At 29.9% G+C, this 16,077-nt stretch carries 14 protein-coding genes; 4 read left to right on the top strand and 10 right to left on the bottom strand.

Annotation, left to right across the window (positions count from 1 at the left end; translation table 11 throughout):
• Positions 1-14: 14 nt before the first annotated feature.
• The 3 genes from OB7_RS02810 to rnr are packed head-to-tail and all read left to right on the top strand — an operon-like array spanning position 15 to position 4,076.
• On the top strand, positions 15-707 hold the full coding sequence (locus OB7_RS02810) for a zinc metallopeptidase (RefSeq protein WP_114702487.1): 693 nt from the start codon (positions 15-17) through the stop codon (positions 705-707).
• The gene (locus OB7_RS02805) at positions 704-1,951 is read left to right on the top strand and encodes a 16S rRNA (cytosine(967)-C(5))-methyltransferase (RefSeq protein ID WP_114702486.1); all 1,248 of its coding nucleotides are present in this window, start codon (positions 704-706) and stop codon (positions 1,949-1,951) included. The genes OB7_RS02810 and OB7_RS02805 overlap by 4 nt, the downstream gene beginning before the upstream one ends.
• Before the next feature lie 4 nt (positions 1,952-1,955).
• Positions 1,956-4,076 carry a ribonuclease R gene (gene rnr, locus OB7_RS02800; protein WP_012580398.1) on the top strand — a complete coding sequence of 707 codons (2,121 nt, stop codon included), beginning with the start codon at positions 1,956-1,958 and terminating at the stop codon, positions 4,074-4,076.
• A 6-nt stretch (positions 4,077-4,082) separates the two neighbouring features.
• On the opposite strand, the gene OB7_RS02795 is transcribed toward rnr, so the two are convergent.
• A complete protein-coding gene (locus OB7_RS02795; protein ID WP_012580399.1) occupies positions 4,083-4,301 on the bottom strand; it encodes a hypothetical protein in 219 nt (72 codons plus the stop codon).
• Between the two features lie 86 nt (positions 4,302-4,387).
• Between OB7_RS02795 and ligA the strand changes: the two genes are divergently transcribed.
• Entirely contained in the window at positions 4,388-6,385 is a 1,998-nt protein-coding gene (gene ligA / locus OB7_RS02790; RefSeq protein ID WP_114702485.1) for an NAD-dependent DNA ligase LigA, read from the top strand.
• Here ligA and OB7_RS02785 read toward each other — a convergent pair.
• The 9 genes from OB7_RS02785 to fliD form a co-directional block, all read right to left on the bottom strand.
• Positions 6,375-6,896, bottom strand: coding sequence for a hypothetical protein (locus OB7_RS02785; RefSeq protein WP_004102679.1), 522 nt, complete (start codon positions 6,894-6,896; stop codon positions 6,375-6,377). The two genes, ligA and OB7_RS02785, sit on opposite strands and share 11 nt — an antisense overlap.
• A 17-nt stretch (positions 6,897-6,913) precedes the next feature.
• Positions 6,914-8,434 carry a DNA repair protein RecN gene (locus OB7_RS02780; RefSeq protein ID WP_004102681.1) on the bottom strand — a complete coding sequence of 507 codons (1,521 nt, stop codon included), beginning with the start codon at positions 8,432-8,434 and terminating at the stop codon, positions 6,914-6,916.
• Entirely contained in the window at positions 8,431-8,820 is a 390-nt protein-coding gene (locus tag OB7_RS02775; RefSeq protein ID WP_012580401.1) for a cytidine deaminase, read from the bottom strand. Before OB7_RS02775 ends, OB7_RS02780 begins: the two co-directional genes overlap by 4 nt.
• The gene (locus OB7_RS02770; RefSeq protein WP_114702484.1) at positions 8,813-10,105 is read right to left on the bottom strand and encodes a hemolysin family protein; all 1,293 of its coding nucleotides are present in this window, start codon (positions 10,103-10,105) and stop codon (positions 8,813-8,815) included. The genes OB7_RS02775 and OB7_RS02770 overlap by 8 nt, the downstream gene beginning before the upstream one ends.
• Positions 10,106-10,133: 28 nt before the next feature.
• Positions 10,134-11,804 carry a YgiQ family radical SAM protein gene (locus tag OB7_RS02765; protein ID WP_114702483.1) on the bottom strand — a complete coding sequence of 557 codons (1,671 nt, stop codon included), beginning with the start codon at positions 11,802-11,804 and terminating at the stop codon, positions 10,134-10,136.
• Positions 11,805-11,807: 3 nt separating this feature from the next.
• Complete coding sequence (gene rsgA, locus OB7_RS02760) at positions 11,808-12,671, bottom strand: ribosome small subunit-dependent GTPase A (protein WP_114702482.1); 864 nt, start codon at positions 12,669-12,671, stop codon at positions 11,808-11,810.
• On the bottom strand, positions 12,668-13,147 hold the full coding sequence (locus OB7_RS02755) for a hypothetical protein (protein ID WP_114702481.1): 480 nt from the start codon (positions 13,145-13,147) through the stop codon (positions 12,668-12,670). Before OB7_RS02755 ends, rsgA begins: the two co-directional genes overlap by 4 nt.
• Positions 13,148-13,167: 20 nt before the next feature.
• Positions 13,168-14,193: a dual-specificity RNA methyltransferase RlmN gene (rlmN, locus tag OB7_RS02750; RefSeq protein ID WP_114702480.1), complete on the bottom strand. Its 1,026-nt coding sequence runs from the start codon at positions 14,191-14,193 to the stop codon at positions 13,168-13,170.
• A 100-nt stretch (positions 14,194-14,293) separates the two neighbouring features.
• The gene (gene fliD, locus OB7_RS02745) at positions 14,294-16,069 is read right to left on the bottom strand and encodes a flagellar filament capping protein FliD (RefSeq protein WP_114702479.1); all 1,776 of its coding nucleotides are present in this window, start codon (positions 16,067-16,069) and stop codon (positions 14,294-14,296) included.
• Between the last annotated feature and the right edge of the window lie 8 nt (positions 16,070-16,077).

The following is a 16,077-nucleotide window of genomic DNA, read 5'->3' as shown; positions in this document are numbered from 1 at the left end:
TTGGAGGTGATTAAATGTTCTTTTTTGATCCAACATTCATTATACTTATACCGGGGTTATTACTAGCTTTCATAGCACAAGCCTACGTTCAAGAAAGGTTTTCAAGATATTCGAAAATTCCATCATCATTAAATATGACGGGAGCTCAATTAGCAAAGTACATGCTTGAATCAGCTGGATTATACAACGTAAAAATTGAGAAAATTCCAGGGCATTTGACAGACCATTATGATCCAAGAACAAAGGTTGTCAGATTATCTGATGCAACATATAATTCAAATTCTATTGCTGCTCTTGGAGTAGTAGCCCACGAAATTGGACATGCTATTCAACATGCTAGACATTATGTGCCTTTGGTAATCCGTACTGGAATTGCTCCAGTTGTATCTTTTGCGTCTAATTTATCTTGGATATTATTTATTGCAGGTTTTATATTTATGAACATTGCTTTGATTAGGATCGGTGTGTTATTATTTTCTCTTGCTGTGATATTTTCCTTAATAACACTTCCGGTTGAATTTGATGCAAGTAATCGTGCAGTAAAAATTCTACGTACAAATCTTATGATGCCACCAAGTGAACTTGAAGGTGTTAAAAAAGTTTTAGGGGCTGCTGCAATGACATATGTTGCTGGAACATTGATGGCATTTTTGCAATTACTTAGGATGCTTTTAATAGCAGGCTTTTTGGGAGGAAATAGAGATTGAATGATCTAATAATCGCGTATCGGCTTTTGAGGAAAAAATTTAGAAGGGGAATATTTTCATCAGAATTCTATCAGGCTTTCTCCTATGTGGAGGAGAAAGCTTTTTTTAAGAATTTAATTTTTGGAGTTTTGAGAAAACAAGAATATCTTGACTGGATAATTGATTCATACTTAAAAAAGCGTGATATTCCACCTTCTATAAGAACCATTTTAAGGATTGGAGCATATCAACTCATCTTTACCAACAAGCCCTCTTATTCTGTAGTTAATAACTGTGTGGAATTGGTTGAGAAAAAATCGTTTAGAGGATTGGTAAATGCTGTTTTGAGAAAAATTGCAAAAATTGGGTATATTGAACCTAAAGAATTACATCTTAAATATTCACATCCAAAATGGTTGATTGAATACTGGAAAACATTTCTTCCAAATGATTATCTTTTAGAAATGTTAGAATACAATCAAAAACCATTAAAAACTACAGCAAGGGTAAATATGAGAAAAATAAATAGGAAGGATTTAGTATTAGAAAATATAACATTTGCTCCTCATTCACCTGTAGGTATTATTTTTGAAAGATTGGAAACTAATCCTTGGGAATTAGAAGAATATAAAAATGGATACATAATATTTCAAAGTGAATCTTCGCAAATTATTCCTTTATTGGTTAATTATGAAAGTAAAGAAAATGTTCTTGATGCTTGTGCTGCACCTGGTGGAAAAGCAACGCATATTTTAGAAATTAGCGATGTTAATTTATACGTAAATGATTATGAAAAGTCTAAAATTAGTATTCTTGAGGAGCAATTTGAAAGATTAGGACTTTCTCCTAAAAGAATAATGTGCGAAGATGCTTCGAATTTAAAGTTAGATAATTTATTCGACAAAATTTTTGTTGATGCCCCGTGTACAAGTCTTGGAACAGGTAGAAGAAATCCGGAAGTATTGAGACGTCAATCTAAAAATAATATTTTGGAACTTTCAAAATTACAAAAAAAGATTGTTTCAAACCTTTGGAAGTATCTAAATAAATTTGGCCTTTTGATATATTCAACTTGTACTGTTACTTACGAAGAAAACACACAAGTAGTTAAAGAATTTTCACGTTATGCAGAATTTGTTGATATAAGAGAAAAATTAGAAAAATTTAATATAAAATATATTTGGGATGGGTACGGTGCATTATTTTATCCTGACGAAACATTAACACCATTCTATGTTTCAATCTTAAGAAAGGTAAAGGAGTGATTTAATGATTAACAAAAAGAAATTAGAAAGTTTTTTTAATTCAAGTAGTTATAAACCAATGATACAAAAAGAAATTTATAATGCCTTGAAAATTAAAAATAAAGATGAAAAGAAAATTGTTAGAAAATTACTTAAAGAATTACAAAATGAAGGAAAAATATATAAAGATTCAAAAGGAAGATACAAAGTTATAGGAAAGAACATGATTGTTGGAACAATTGAGTTTACAAGAAATGGGACTATGGCTTTTGTTTGGACTGAAAACGGAGAAGAAATTGCAGTTCCAGCTGAAAAGGCAGGAAGAGCCATTCATAAAGATAAGGTTGTTGTAGAAATTACAGGAAAATGGTACGACATACCAGAAGGAAGAGTTGTAAAAATTTTAGATCATGGCTTAAAAAAAGTTGTTGGAACCTTTCAGCCTATTGGCAGGGCTGCTTTTATAATACCAGATGATCCTAAAATCCAATATGATTTTTACGTTCCCATTGAATTTTTCAATAATGCAAAACCAGGGGAAAAAGTTGTTGGAAAGATAATTAAGTATCCAACGCCAACTAAAAATCCTGTAGCCAAAATTATAGAAGTCTTGGGATATGCCGATGATCCGGCAACTGATTTTCCTACTGTAGTTGTTAAACATGATCTTCCACTTGAATTTCCAGATAAGGTATTAAAAGAAGCATCTAAAATTCCAGATAGGATTTTAGAAAAAGACCTTAGAAATAGAAAAGATTTTAGAAATGAAATTGTAGTTACTATTGATGGACCTGATGCCAAAGATTTTGACGATGCAGTTAGTGTTAAAAAATTAAAAAATGATAATTATTTACTTGGTGTACATATTGCCGATGTTTCTCATTATGTAAAAGAAGGAAGTGAATTAGATAAAGAAGCATTTAAAAGAGGAACGAGTGTTTATTTAATAGATAGAGTTCTTCCAATGCTTCCTTTTAAGTTATCTCATGGTATCTGTAGTCTAGTACAAGGTGAAGATAGGTTAGTTATGTCACTTGTTATGGAAATAGATAGAGAAGGAAACGTTGTAGATTTTGAAGTTGCACCAGGTGTAATTAGAAGCCATAGAAGATTAGTATATGACGATGTAAATGCTTTATTTAAGGGCGATAAAGTAGCCTTTAATAAAATCGGTGATTTGTATGACCAACTTATTTTAATGAAAGAATTAAAAGATGTTCTAAGAAATGCAAGAAAAAGACGTGGGGCGATTTTAGATATTGAAGGTGGAGAAGTAAAAATAATCCTAGATGAAAAGGGGAACACAATTGATATTATACCAAGAGAGAGGGGAGAAGCCGAGGTAATTATAGAAGAATTCATGATAAAGGCTAATGAGACAATTGCAGAATTGTTCTATAATTTTGATTTGCCTTTCGTATACAGGATTCACGAAAAACCTGATCCAGATACAATAATTCAATTAAAAAATTATCTTTCTGCAATAGGTATTAGCTTTAAAGTTCCAAAAAAAATAACGTCAAAACTTTTACAAGAACTTTTAGAAAAAACTAAAAACCATCCACTTCGTGGAAGTATAGAAAGACTTCTTGTAAGATCTATGAAAAGGGCTGTATATTCTGCAAACAATATTGGACATTTCGGCTTAGCATCCTATGCTTATACACATTTTACATCTCCTATTAGAAGATACCCAGATCTAGTTGTTCATAGATTAATAAAGCAATTTTTATCAACAAATGGCAAATTAACTAAAAAGGAAATTACAAAACTAAATGATAAACTATCAAAAATTGCGGTACATTCAAGTAAGAGGGAGAGAGTAGCAGATGAAGCAGAGTGGGATTATACGGCTTTGAAGAAAATTGACTATATATCAAAACATATTGGCGAGACATTTGATGTAGTAGTTACTGCAGTAACAAAATTTGGATTATTTGTAGAAATCATAGATAAAAACATATCCGGATTAATTCATATTTCAACTTTAGATGATTACTTTCTTTATGACGAAGAAAGAAGTATCTTAATTGGTTCACACACTGGAAAAGTATTCAAAATTGGTGACAAATTAAAAGCAAAAGTTGTAAATGCAAACAAAACAAGAATGCAAATAGACTTTGAAATAGCAAAAAGTGAGGCTTAAATAGCCTCACCTTTTATTTGCTATATATTTTATACCTTTAACTATTAGGGCGATTGCTATTATAACTAAAACAACTGGAAAAACTATTGTTACAAGCCCTACAAATATTAGTACAATTAATAAAACTCCTAAAACTATAGATAATATAGGAGATAAAAATGGGAAAAATATAATACCAAGTAATACTAAAAATATTACTCCTAAAATGGCAAGAAAATTTATCATATTATCCCTCCTTTTTTGTATTGCAAAAATATTTTACCATATAACAAAAAATTTTGCAAATTTATCAAAAAATTTGAGGTGATGGTATGGATAAGAAAAAATTTAAAGAGGAAATTGAAAAATTAAGGGAAGAAATAGAATATCACAATTACAGATATTATGTTCTTGCTGATCCCGTAATTAGTGATGAAGAATACGATAAACTTCTTAAAAGACTTATAGAGTTAGAGAAAAAATACCCTGAGTTTTATTCTCCTACGTCGCCAACACAAAAAGTTGGAGGAAAAGTTCTTGACGGATTTAAAAAAGTTATGCATTCGATTCCTATGTTAAGCTTGGATAATACATATAACGAAGAAGAAATAAAGGAATTTGATGAAAGGATAAAAAAATTACTAGGGGTTAATGAAGTTGAATATGTTTGTGAATTAAAAATTGATGGTATTTCTGTAGCTTTAAGATATGAAAATGGCCAATTTGTTACTGCATTAAGTAGAGGAGATGGCATTGAAGGTGAAGATATATCCGAAAATGTAAAAAAAATAAAATCTATTCCACTTAGGTTATTTAAAAATTTGACAATTGAAGTTAGAGGAGAAATTTTCATGCCAGTAAAAGAATTTGAAAAGTATAACAAAATTGCAGAAGAGGAGGGCTTACAACCCTTTGCAAATCCACGAAATGCTACTGCTGGAACTATAAGACAACTAGATTCTTCTATAGTTGCTAAAAGAAATCTTGATTCTTTTATTTATTATGTAGTAAACCCAGAGATTTATGGCTTAAAAACTCAATGGGAAGCTTTAAAATTCTTAAAAGAAATAGGATTTAAAACTAATCCTTATTCAAGGTTATGTCATGATGTTAATTGTGTAATAGATTTTTGGAAAGAAATGACCAAGAAGAGAACACAATTAGATTATTGGATTGATGGACTTGTAATTAAAGTTAATAATTTTGAATATCAAAGGAAATTGGGCGAAACTGCAAAAGCTCCAAGATGGGCTATTGCTTTCAAATTTCCTTCCATTAAAGCTGAATCAAAAATTTTGAATATAGAACTTAATGTTGGAAGAACTGGAGTTATAACACCCGTAGCAGTTTTAGAACCAATTAATTTAGAAGGTTCTATTGTTAAAAGAGCTTCTTTGCATAATTTTGATTACATAAAAGAAAAGGATATAAGAATAGGAGATCACGTGTATGTAGAAAAAGCTGGTGGTATAATTCCTCAAATTGTAAGTGTTATAAAAGAAAAGAGAACGGGAAAAGAACTTGAAATTGAAATTCCAAAATCATGTCCAATTTGTGGTGGGAAAGTTGGTAAAATTTCAGAAGAAGAAGTTGCTATAAGATGTTTAAATCCTCATTGTCCACAAAAATTAAAGCGACATATGGAAATATTTGTTTCTAAATCTGCATTTAATATAAGTGGCTTGGGAGAAAAAATAGTTGAAAAGATAGTAGATGCAAGATTAATAAATGATGTAGCAGATATATTTTATCTTACCCCATTTGATCTTGCACAAATAAGTGGATTAGGTCAAAAATCTATTGCAAATATTTTAGAACAAATTGAGAAGGCTAAAAATACTCCTTTATATAGAGTTATTATTGGTCTTGGAATTCCACTTGTGGGCGAAAAAACTGCCAAGATATTAGCCGATAAGTTTAAAAGTATTAAAGCACTTTCTCAAGCTAGTTATGATGAGTTAACTTCTATTGAAGGAATTGGACCTGAAGTTGCAAAAAATATTATCGAGTACTTTAAAAATGAAAAGACAAAAGAAATAATTAGAAAATTAGAAAATGCAGGTGTAAAACTAGAACAGGAAGAAGACACTAAAAAGTCTTCTAAGTTAGCAGGCTTAACATTTGTAATAACCGGAAAATTTAATTCTTTTACAAGGGAAGAAGTAAAAGAAATTATAGAAAAACTTGGTGGAAAAGTTACTAATACTGTTTCTTCAAAAACGGATTATCTATTAGTTGGTGAAAAACCTGGTTCGAAATATCAAAAAGCATTGGAACTTGGTGTAAAAATTATAAATGAAGATGAATTTAAAAAAATGATTATTGATTAGCATATTGCCATAATTTTTTTGAGAATTCATCCTCATAAATGGGGATGAATTTTTTGTTACCCGGTATATAGATCAGTATGGTATGAATTTCATAAAAATTGCCTCTATTTCTTCTAAAAACCAGGTATTCTAATGAACTGTTTAAAATTTTAATAATTTTTAATGAGACTTCACTTATGCTTCCATAATTTATTTTTACATTACCGTTGTAAGTTCCTACCTTTACGCCAAAAAAATCTATCATTTTTAAAGCTGCATCAATTCTTGCCTTGTTAAGAGAATCTTCAATATCAACTCCGCCGCTTTGAGAAATACCTTCAAAGTAAATCAAATTTTTTTTATTGCCTATTAGATAACCAAAGTTAGTATTTATACTAATTATTTCATCATTATCTTGAAGGCAATACTTTTCATTCCCTATTGATACACAATTATTATATTTTTCATAATTACAGCCCCAAAAAAACAAAAATATCGCTAAAAGTAATGTATAAATTATCGCCTTTTTCATAAAATTACCACCCTAATTTAATCTATAAACTTAAGTACATCATCGGAACCTACCATTCTTTTGATTTCAATTGAACGTTCTTCTTCATCTAGTTCTTTTATTAATCCAGATTTTTGATCTTTTAAAACTACGAAATGTTTGTCGGCTCTTACTGCAACTTGTGGAAGGTGTGTGACTACGATTACTTGATATCTTTCAGACACTTCTTTAAGCTTTTCAGCTAGTTTATTACCAGTTTCACCACTGATTCCTGCATCTACTTCATCAAAAATTAGGATACCATCTGATACTACTGAAAGTTCCAGAGCTAGCATTAACCTTGAAAGTTCACCGCCAGAGGCTATAACTTTCAACGGTTTTAGAGGTTGATTTTTTACAGTTCTTCCTAATAATTCAACTTTGTCAAATCCATTGTAATTATAATCAATTTTTGAAAAATTGAATTGAATTTCTATATTTAGATTTAAATCATTGCAGTGCTTTAAGAATGCTTCACTTACTTTTTCAGCGGCTTTTTTTCTATTTAACGAAATTTTTTCTGAAAGTTCTTTCATGTTTTTTAAACAATCTTCTATCTTTTTTTGAGAATCTTCTAATAATTCTATTTTCTTTTTAATTTCATTTAATTCTTTCATATAATTTTCATAATTTAATAAAACATCTTCTAGAGTGGGACCGTATTTTCTCTTTAGTTGGTTATATTGCCAGATCTTTTCTTCTATTTCTTTAACATCATATCCTTCAATTTCTGAAAGTTCTTTTTGAATATCTAATTTTAATGTTTCTACAATATCTAAAGCTGCATTTACTGATTCTTCATACTTATCATTAATTATCTTTTTTATGTTCCACAGTTTTTCTGAAATAACTTCACTTTCGTTTAAAATTTCATTATACTTTTCTACGGTTTCTTGAAGCTTAGTAGCAACGTTGTACTGTTCATTTAAGAGTTCTTCTTCTTCGACAGTTGGGTTTACTTCTTCTATTTCTTTTATAACTGACTCTAAATATTCTAACTTTTCATATAGCTTATTCAGACTCTCACTTTTAATAAGTTCGTTTAATTCTTTATATAATTCATAATATTTTCTATACTCATTTAATAAGTTTTTATTATTTGAAATTTCATCTAAAATAGATATCAAAAAATTTTGTTCCAAAAATTTCATGTGTGAATTTTGTCTATGTAAAGTTATATAATTTGATAAAATTGAAGATACAATATTCTTTGGATATACTCTTCCATTTATCTTAAAAGTTGTTCTTGAATTGTTTCTTTTAACTGAAAATACATTTTCTCCCTTATAAATTTCATATTCCAAGATATCATCTGGAATATCAATTACTACTTCCACGCTGTAGTTGTCTACTCTACCTGGGGTAACTCCAAGCAATATCCCAAAAATATCCAACATTAAACTTTTTCCGGCACCAGTTTCACCGGTAATAACATTTAATCCTTTATCAAAGTAAATATCTACATCTTTAAAATACAAATAATCGTGAAGGTGTACAGATACTACCTCTACACTCTTCATTTGTTAAGATTCTCCTTGTCAAAATTGTATGGTAGTAATTCCGATACTGTGGTTTTCTTAATATTTCCATTTTTCCCTACTAAAATTACTTCAAAATCTCCAAATTCTGCCATAACTTGTCTACAAGCACCACAGGGAGATATTGGTTCTTCAGTATCACCAACAACTACAATTTTCGAAAATTGAGTTTCTCCCTCACTTACTGCTTTGAAAATAGCATTTCTTTCAGCACAGCAGCTTAATCCGTATGATGCATTTTCAACATTTGCACCTGTAAAAATTTTTCCACTCTTTGTTAAAATTGCTGCGCCTACTTTGAAATTTGAATAAGGAGCATATGCATTTTTTTGTGCCTTTTTTGCAAGTTCAATTAACTTATCATTCATTATCTTTCACCACCTTAACCAATACTTTTTCAATTCTATTTTTTGATGCTGCAATTATTTTAAATTTGAATTTATCGATTATAATTTCCTCACCAACCTTTGGGATTCTTTGAAGATGTTCTAGAATATAACCTGCTAATGTTTCATAGTCTGTTTCTGGAAACTCTATTTTTAGTTCTCTTTCTATATCATTAATAGGTACAGTTGCATCTACTATGTAAGAGCCGTTTTCGAGTTTTTTTATCCCAAGATTTTCATTTTGATCGTATTCATCCATAATTTCTCCAAAAATTTCTTCTAGAATATCTTCCATAGTTACAAGTCCAGCAGTTCCTCCGTATTCGTCTACAACAATTGCCATGTGCATCTTTTGTTCCTTGAAAATTTTTAAAAGTTCAGAAACTTTCATAGTTTCTGGGACAAAGAGTGGTTCGCGCATCAATTCTTTCACCTTAACCTTTTCGCATATTTCCGATCCTCTATCGCTTATAAATGCTAAAACGTCTTTAGCATAACAAATACCAACTACATTATCTATTGTTTCTTTATAAACTGGGATCCTTGAATACTCTTCCTCTTTTATTATTTCCATTACCTTATCCAAAGTTTCCGATTCTTCAATTGCTACTATATCAACCCTTGGAATCATAATTTCTCTTACAACGGATTCTTCCATTTCTAAAGTTCTTTTAAGCATAAAACTTTCTTCATGTTTGATGGTTCCCTCTTCTCTTCCAACTTCAACATACATTATGATATCTTCTGTTGTTATGAATGGTGCTTCTTCAACATATGTACCACCAATTATTCTGATTACAAAATTGGATATTGAAACAAGAAGTTTTATTATCGGTGAAAATATCTTGGACAAAAATATCAGAATGCCAATCATTTTATTAAATATCTTTTCATTATTTTGCCTTGCATATATTTTCGGTGTAATTTCACCAAAAATTAATATAAAAAATGTCAAAATTAACGTGCTAAAAAGTGCCGAGAGACTTTCTGGCAATACATTTTTAAATGCGTTTACAACTACTAATGTCGCAATTGATGAGGCTAAAATGTTGACTAAATTGTTCATTATAAGTATTACAGTTAAAAGCTTGTTAAAAAGATGAAGTTCGCTTTCCTCTTCGCTCTTATCACCCTTTTTCAAAGATTCCCTAAGTTTTAACTTACTAACAGAAGTTAAAGCAGTTTCAGAAGCTGAAAACAGAGAAGAAAGATAAAGTAGAAAAATTAACAAAAATAAATTTAACAAATAACTTAAAGGATCTTCCATCTTAGAAACCACCTCCAAAAAGATTATATCATATATCAAGTATGTTTTTCTTCATGAGATTTCTCTTTTTTAAGCTTCTTTCTACAAAAATTTTTCTGTTGGTAAAAGGATCAATTCCTGTGTAATAGATTGTTGTACTCAATGTTCCAGGAGTAGGAGTAAAAATTTGAATCTGTTGTGGCCTATAGCCAAGCTTTTCCTTAATAAATTTTTTTAAGTTGTTATTTTCTTTCATTCCTTCTCCTGGATGTCCAACAATAAAGTAAGCTACAACATATCTTTTTTTTGCAACTTTCTCATATTTTTCTTTAAATTGCAAAAACAAAGATATATCAGGTTTCCTCATTATTTGTAAAACATTTTTATCAGAATGTTCTGGAGCAAGTTTTAATTGACCTGGTGTAAATTTTGGAAGTTCCTTAATGAAAATATCACCGTATTTTTTGTCTTCTAATACTAAATCATGCCTTATTCCTGAGGAAATAAAAACATTTTTAATACCTGGAACCTTTTTTATTGAGTATAGTAGATTCAATAACTTTTCGTGATTTACCTTTGCGTTATTACATATATTAGGAAACAAACAAAACTTTGAGCATTGTCCTTTATTTTCTCTTATAGAGCAATCAGACCCGTACATGTTCGCAGTGGGACCACCAACATCATTTATTGTTCCACGAAATTTTTTCATTCTTTTTAAAATTTTTACTTCTTCAAGAATTGAATCAATACTTCTTGATATTACATGTGTTGTTTGATGCTGAGTCAGGGCGCAGAAAGCACACATTCCATAACAGCCTCTTACGGCAGTGATAGAAAATCTTACAGTTTCTATTGCTTTAACCTTTCCAAATTTATTGTAATATGGATGCACTTCTCTTTCAAATGGCAAAAGGTATAAATTATCAAATTCACTTTGAGTTAGAGGTGATTGCGGAGGATTTTGAATAACATATCGATTATCCTGCCTTTGTACTATCCTTATTTTCTTATTTGGATCTGTTAAAAGCGTCATTTTTCTAAAAGCTTCATTATATTTTTCTGGATTTTCTTTAACTTCTTCAAATGAAGGAATTTCAACACACTTTTCTGGTTTTTTAGAAGACCACCATACTACTCCATCAATATCTTTACACTTGTTTATATCACCATATTTTTCTATACATTTGGCAATTTCTAAAATAGCCTTTTCTCCCATTCCATAAACTAAAATATCAGCTTTTGAATCTAATAAGATTGATTTTCTAACTTTATTTGACCACCAATCATAGTGAGCAAACCTTCTTAAACTAGCTTCTATTCCACCTATTACTATTGGAACTCCTTTAAAATATCGCCTAACCAAATTAGAATAAACGATCAAAGCTCTATCGGGTCTTCTGATATTAAATTTTTCAGGTATATAATCATCAAATCTTCTTTTTTTCATTGAAGCAGTATAATTTGCTACCATAGAGTCTACATTTCCGCTAGTAATTCCAAAAAATAAACGAGGTTTTCCTAACCTCGTTATATCATCAGAATTATAATCAGGTAGTCCTATAATCCCTACTTTATATCCCTTAGACAAAAGATAATGTCCTATTAGTGAAATACCTATTGATGGATGATCAATATAAGCATCACCAGTTACTAATATAATATCTAATTCTTTCCAGCCTAGTGCGTTCATTTCATCTCTAGTAGTAGGTAAAAACAAAACTTACCCCTCCAATAATTGCTTATATATTTGCAAATATGATTCATATCGAGTCTTAGAAATTTTTCCTTCTTCAACCGCCTTCTTAACTCCACATCCTGGTTCATCAACATGGTTACAATCAGGGAAAAGGCAATAAAAGTCATTAAATTCTGGAAATAATCTTTTTAGCTCTTCGTGCTCTATATGACTTATATCTAAATTTGCAAACCCAGGAGTATCAGCTATCCACCCACCGAAGTCAAAATGCATAAGTTCAATAACTGTCGTTGTATGACGACCTCTATCTAATTTTTCCGAAACATCATTAACTTTTAGTGAAAGGCCTGGATTAATCGCATTCAGAATACTACTTTTTCCAACACCTGACATTCCTGCCATTGTAGAAATTTTATTTTTAAATACTTCTTTTAATTCTTCAATTCCTTCTTTTGTTTTTGCGCTAACAAAATAAACTGGATATATTTTTTCATAAATATTTTTAAATTTATTTATTTCTTCTTTGGTTAATAAGTCAATCTTATTTAACACAATTACAGCCGGAAGTTTAGCGTTTTCAACTAAAACTAAATATTTATCTAAAATTTGTAAAGGTACTTCAGGCTTTCTTAAGGATGTTACTACAACAACTTGATCAATATTGGCAATTTTTGGTCTTGGAAGCTCATTTTTTCTATTTAATATATTCTCGATAACTCCTTCTTTTGAAACAATAGGACTATATTCAACAATATCTCCAACAATTGGTCTAATTTTTTGTTCCTTAAACTTTCCTCTTAATTTACACAAAAATTCTTCGCCAGTTTCAAAATCTTGAACAATTGCCATATTCGACAAAAACTTTATCACAACGCCTTTTCTTCTCATTTGCTCCCTCCAATTTCTCCGTTATCGACCAATAAATTTATTTTCTCTAGATTAGATATAGTACTTTCAAAACTTGGATATGCGGCAAGAATTCTTCCATCTGCACCAGGGTAATTTATTTTTACTAGATTTACTTTTAAGCCTAAGTTTTTTAAAATATCTATACCTATAAAATAGTGTACACCATAAAGATTTGGAATATAAATCCCGTCTTTTATTTCTATATTCCCATATATTTGTATTTTTCTTTCTCTTTTTACTAAATTACCGCCTTCTGGTGTAATTAGTTTTAAATTACCCCAGCCAAAGATTTTTTCGGTTTCTAAACCTTCTTTTTTTAAGATTTTAGTTACTTCAGTCACTTTTAAGTTTTTTAACTCTTCAATTGATGGAATTTGAACGTAAGAAGTATTTTGTATATAATAAAAAACTCCTAGGAAAAAAAGTCCTCCAAATATTGCCCCAATAGAAAACATAATTATCAACTTTAAAATCTTTATTTTAGATTCCTCCTTCGTAATTGCCCACAAGCTGCATCGATATCAGTTCCTTTTTCAGCTCTTATTTCACACTCTATTCCATACTTTGTCAGAATTTCTTTGAATCTTTCCATTGCCCATCTGCTTGGTCTATAATAATTTGGATTTACCGGATTGACCGGGATTAAGTTAACATAAACACTTAAACCTTTTAAAAGTTCAGCCAACTTTTCAGCATCTTCGGGATAATCGTTAAATTCTTTTATTAGTATATATTCTATGGTAACTCTATTGTTTGTTATTTCTTGATATTTTTTCACAGCAAAAATCAATTCTTCTATGCTGTATTGTTTATTTAATGGGATAATTTGATCTCTCTTAAAGTTAGTAGTTGCGTGTAAAGAAAGCGCTAGCTTTACATCTAAACCACTTTCTGCAAGATCAATTATTTTTTCAGGTACTCCAACCGTTGAAATAGTGATTCTTCTTATCCCAATTCCAAACATTTTTTTATTATTGAGCATTTTTACACTTTTAATTGTATTTTCATAATTTAGTAGAGGTTCACCCATACCCATGTATACAACATTTCCAACTCTAATTTTTCTATGAACTTCAATGCCTAAAATTTGTGATACTATTTCTCCTGCCGTTAAATTTCTTACATAGCCACTTTGACCTGTAGCACAAAAAGAACATTTTACAGGACAGCCAACTTGGGTTGAAATACAAGCAGTGACTCTTCCTTCATGAAAAAGTGCTACTGATTCAATTGTATTACCATCTGGTAGTTCCCATAAAAACTTTGTTGTTCTGTCAATTTTTGAAATTTGCATGTCAACTAATTTGGGGATCTGAATTTCAAAATTTTCATCTAATATTTTTCTATGTTCCTTTGATAAATTAGTCATATCTTTAAAATCAAAGACTTTCTTTTTATAAATCCAGTCCAATACCTGATCTACTCTATATTTTTCAAGACCTAAACTTTTAAATTCATTTACCAATTCTTCATAATTAAAATCAAGAATGTTTTTTTTCATTATTTTCCCTCCAGTTCATATTTACAATTATATTTTATCATAAAAAACATTAAGGTTCTCTTTAAAGAGAACCTTTAATATAAAATGGTAAAATAACAAATTATTTTTTAGCCAAAGCTTGGGCAATGTATGCACCTTGTGCATTTAGTTTTGAAAGTGCCTCTTCCATTGCAGTAAATTTTTGCCACAAATCCTGCTCTTTTTTCTGTAAAATTTCAATCCAATTAGCCATTTGCTTTGCGAGCGTTCTTTTTTCGCGCTCAATACGCCCACTAACTCCGGCTATCTGATCTATCTCTCCATTAAATTTTGTAAGTTCATATAAATAATCTTTTACCTGAGATGCAAAACCATTTTCATCACCAAAAAATTCCCAAACAGCATCTGAACCATTTTTAGAAATAAATTCTCTTAGTTTATCTTCATCAAGTTCAATATGCCCTTTCATTGTATTTTCAAAACCTATACCAGCATCACCAGATTTTATTCCAAGTTCCCAAAGATATTTTCCTCCGTAGGATTCATACAAATAATTTCTCATTTTATCAAAAACTTTTCTCAAATATTGATCATTTTTCAAATAACCTTGTATTTTTTCCTCATCAGTCATTTCAGATTCATCTTTATTTTCAACTTTTGATTCAGTTAATTTTGTGTATAAATAATTTGTAGTTTCATTCCATTTGTCCACAAAATCTTTTACTTTTTCAATAATTGAATCTGTATCAGTATTTACACTTACATTTGTTGTTCCAACATTTAAAGCTGTAAATTCAAGACCATTATAAGAAAATGAGTTAGTATCAGAATATAAATCATATGTTAATCCAGAATCTGTTTTTAAAACAGCATGTGCAACATTTCCAAGAGTAAATGTTCCAGTATCAAAACCTAACTCGCTAGGAGCATTTGCAACATTTATAATAACATCTCCCATATCCTTTGCTGTTAAAATTATTTTATTATTCACTTCATCATAACTAGCAATTACATCTTCTAAATTGCTGTTTATATTTGAAATTAAATCAGCAATTGTGTCATCTTGAGAATAACTAATTGAGACACCATTAATTGTAAAAGTACCCGAACCAGTAATTCCAAGTTCTGAAAGTATTTTACTAGTATGATAACTTCCAATGTCCTTAGTACTTTCAAGGGTATAGTTTCCACTACCATCAGCTATTAGATTTGCATCGTTTAAATTAAAAACAAACATAAAATTACCACTTGTTTGTGAAAACTCAAATACATCTGAAGATTGGATTATCAATCTATTATTTGTATCATCAAAGCTTACGGTTGCAGAACTGCCTGCAGTTGTAAATGCATCAGAAATTTTTGTAAGTATATCATTTATCGTATCTGAAGTACTGATATTTATATCAACTTCAGTATTATTTACGGTTAATTTTACGACAGAATCTACCGGAACATACCTATGATTAATATCTGAAAATAATGTGGTTAGAGTAATATCTTGACCGAGTTTTGAGCTTTCAAAAAAGCTCCTTGTAGCTAAGCTTTTAACTTCAATAGAATAAGTACCATCCAACGTTGAAGAACTAGCGGTTGCGGTTAAAATACTTTCATTTGAAACTGAAGCACTTTTAGGAATTAAATTTGACTGAAGCTTAAAATCTGTCAAATAATCCATTAATTCTCTTAATTTGTCAGATACTGCGTTATAAGCTTTTTCCTTGTAATCTAATTCTTTAAACTTTTCGTTTAATCTATTTAATGGTTGAGATTCAACTTCCATAAGTTTTTCGATTATGGAAGCTGTATCCAAACCACTAGATACTCCGCCAAATTGAAAAAGCGGGGCATTTGACGTATATTTGTAATTTATGTTATTTGCTATTGAACTATAATCCATGCTTTCCA

The sequence above is a fragment of the Thermosipho africanus Ob7 genome (assembly GCF_003351105.1).
Taxonomy (GTDB): domain Bacteria; phylum Thermotogota; class Thermotogae; order Thermotogales; family Fervidobacteriaceae; genus Thermosipho; species Thermosipho africanus.
Note: the sequence above shows the minus strand (reverse complement) of the source record. Positions and strands in the feature narration are given on the sequence as shown.

Excerpts from the sequence above, each read along its gene's own strand:
- OB7_RS02755 (WP_114702481.1), bottom strand. The coding sequence starts at position 13,147 with ATGTTTTCTATTGGGGCAATATTTGGAGGACTTTTTTTCCTAGGAGTT.
- rsgA (WP_114702482.1), bottom strand. The coding sequence starts at position 12,671 with ATGAGAAGAAAAGGCGTTGTGATAAAGTTTTTGTCGAATATGGCAATT.
- rnr (WP_012580398.1), top strand. The coding sequence starts at position 1,956 with ATGATTAACAAAAAGAAATTAGAAAGTTTTTTTAATTCAAGTAGTTAT.
- rlmN (WP_114702480.1), bottom strand. The coding sequence starts at position 14,193 with ATGAAAAAAAACATTCTTGATTTTAATTATGAAGAATTGGTAAATGAA.
- OB7_RS02810 (WP_114702487.1), top strand. The coding sequence starts at position 15 with ATGTTCTTTTTTGATCCAACATTCATTATACTTATACCGGGGTTATTA.
- OB7_RS02785 (WP_004102679.1), bottom strand. The coding sequence starts at position 6,896 with ATGAAAAAGGCGATAATTTATACATTACTTTTAGCGATATTTTTGTTT.
- OB7_RS02795 (WP_012580399.1), bottom strand. The coding sequence starts at position 4,301 with ATGATAAATTTTCTTGCCATTTTAGGAGTAATATTTTTAGTATTACTT.
- fliD (WP_114702479.1), bottom strand. The coding sequence starts at position 16,069 with ATGGATTATAGTTCAATAGCAAATAACATAAATTACAAATATACGTCA.
- OB7_RS02780 (WP_004102681.1), bottom strand. The coding sequence starts at position 8,434 with ATGAAGAGTGTAGAGGTAGTATCTGTACACCTTCACGATTATTTGTAT.
- OB7_RS02775 (WP_012580401.1), bottom strand. The coding sequence starts at position 8,820 with ATGAATGATAAGTTAATTGAACTTGCAAAAAAGGCACAAAAAAATGCA.
- ligA (WP_114702485.1), top strand. The coding sequence starts at position 4,388 with ATGGATAAGAAAAAATTTAAAGAGGAAATTGAAAAATTAAGGGAAGAA.
- OB7_RS02770 (WP_114702484.1), bottom strand. The coding sequence starts at position 10,105 with ATGGAAGATCCTTTAAGTTATTTGTTAAATTTATTTTTGTTAATTTTT.